Raw genomic sequence first — 1,855 nt, forward strand, 5'->3', positions numbered from 1 at the left:
CACGAGCAGCACGGCCATGAGCACGGGCGCCAGGATCGCGAGCACGCTGATCACGAGCGACACGGCGTCCTCGATCGCGCTCACCACCGGGTTGCCGAGGCCACCGGTCGAGACCGTGACGGCCGGGCGTACGGCGGCCTTGGTGGCGTGCACGCCGCCCGCGGTCAGGAGCCCCGCGACCACGCCCACCCACGGCGGCAGGTCGGTGAGCAGCCCGATCGACCCGGCGAACAGCACCGCGCCCGCCGCCGGTCGCACCACGGTCTGGATCACGTCGTTGATCGAGTCGACCCCGGCGACCTTGTCGGCGAGCACCTCGACCGCCAGCAGCACGGCCAGCACGATGAGCGCGGGGGTCGACGACAGGCTGTCGTACGGCGCGGAGAGGTCGAGCACGCCGAAGCGGCCCAGCAGCCCGACGACGAGCAGCGGCACGTACGCGTTCAGCCCCGCGGCGGTCGCGAGACCCAGGCCGGTGAGGACGGCGGTGGTGGCATCCACGTGTCGAGGGTAAGGCGCGACCCCCGCGCGGATACGCTCGCAGGCGATGACCGAGGACCTGTCGACCTCTGCGCCCGGGCTCGACGACCGGGCGCTCGTCGCCGCGCACGTCGCCGGCGACCCCGAGGCTTTCGGCGAGCTCGTACTCCGGCACCGCGACCGGCTCTGGGCGGTGGCCCTGCGCACGACGGGCGACCCCGAGGAGGCCGCGGACGCGCTGCAGGACGCGTTCATCTCGGCGTACCGCAACGCCGCCTCCTACCGGGGCGAGGCCGCGGTCACCACCTGGCTGCACCGCGTGGTGGTCAACGCCTGCCTCGACCGGATGCGCCGGCGCAAGGCCCGGCCCACCGTGCACATCCCGGACGACGAGCCCGACTCCGGCGCCCGGGCGGTGCCGGACCCCCGCGACGACGTGGACCGCCTCGAGCTCCGGATGGAGATCGACAAGGCCCTGCGGGCGCTCCCGGTCGACCAGCGCAGCGCGATCGTGCTCATCGACGTCGAGGGCCTGTCGGTCGCCGAGGCTGCCGAGGTGCTCGGGGTTCCCGAGGGCACGGTCAAGAGCCGGTGCTCGCGCGGGCGGGCCAAGCTCGCGGTGGCCCTGGCCGGGCTGCGCGACCCCGAGGCCGGGATCAACGATCCGGACGATTCGGGCGCGGGGCGGAACCCGTCCGGCGGCGGCAGCGTCCCATCCTCGCCAGATCCTTCCCCCGACCGACCCGGCACCGGCCCGCCCGGACCGCCCCGACCCTCCCCGGAGGTGACGCCGTGACCACCGGTCCCGACGACATCCTGCGCGGACTCCTCGAGGGCGACTCCGACGGTCCCGAGGCCACGGCCGAGCAGGAGGCCTTCGTCTCCGGCCTGCTGGGCTCGCTCCGGCGCGACGACCCGCCCATGCCCGACGACGTCATCCGACGCCTCGACGCCGTGCTCGCCGAGGAGCGCCGTACGGGCGCGCCCCTGCTCGGCGTCATCGCCGGCGGCGCCGGCGAGGAGGCGACGGACGGCCAGTCGGCGCCCGCATCCCTTCCCGACAACGTCTCCGTGCTCCCGACCGCGGCCGAGCGCCGCGGGCCGTCGTCCCGCTCGTTCCGGCTCCTCGGCGGCCTCGCGGCCGCGGCGGTGCTGGTCGTGGGCGGTGCGACGGTGCTGAACGGCGGCATCCTCGGCGGCTCGAGCGGCAGCAGCGACTCCTCAGGCGGCGCCGGTTCGCCCGCTCTCGCCTCGATCGTGCAGGACTCGGGCACGGCGTACAGCCAGGAATCGCTGCCCACCCAGGCAGAGGGGCTCGTCGCCAAGGCCGCGCCGCGCACCGCCGAGGGAGCATCGGAGTCGCCGCAGGCCGCGC

The 1,855-nt window shown here is 75.5% G+C and carries 2 protein-coding genes and 1 pseudogene; 2 read left to right on the top strand and 1 reads right to left on the bottom strand.

Annotated features, from left to right (window positions below; translation table 11 throughout):
• Positions 1-501, bottom strand: a 501-nt coding sequence (locus ACFQGU_RS16995) for a DUF4126 domain-containing protein (RefSeq protein WP_386768887.1), incomplete at its 3' end; no start/stop codon positions are given.
• 46 nt (positions 502-547) lie between these two features.
• On the opposite strand from ACFQGU_RS16995, the gene sigM reads away from it, so the two are divergent.
• Positions 548-1,276: an RNA polymerase sigma factor SigM gene (gene sigM, locus ACFQGU_RS17000; protein WP_386768888.1), complete on the top strand. Its 729-nt coding sequence runs from the start codon at positions 548-550 to the stop codon at positions 1,274-1,276.
• Positions 1,273-1,855: pseudogene (locus ACFQGU_RS17005) on the top strand (hypothetical protein); the annotation flags it as partial. The gene sigM and the pseudogene ACFQGU_RS17005, both read left to right, overlap by 4 nt.

It is taken from the genome of Longivirga aurantiaca (assembly GCF_042660085.1).
Classification (GTDB): Bacteria; Actinomycetota; Actinomycetes; order S36-B12; family CAIYMF01; genus Longivirga; species Longivirga aurantiaca.

What these genes read in the sequence shown, in the direction of transcription:
- sigM (WP_386768888.1), top strand. Translation starts at nt 548, where the DNA reads ATGACCGAGGACCTGTCGACCTCTGCGCCCGGGCTCGACGACCGGGCG.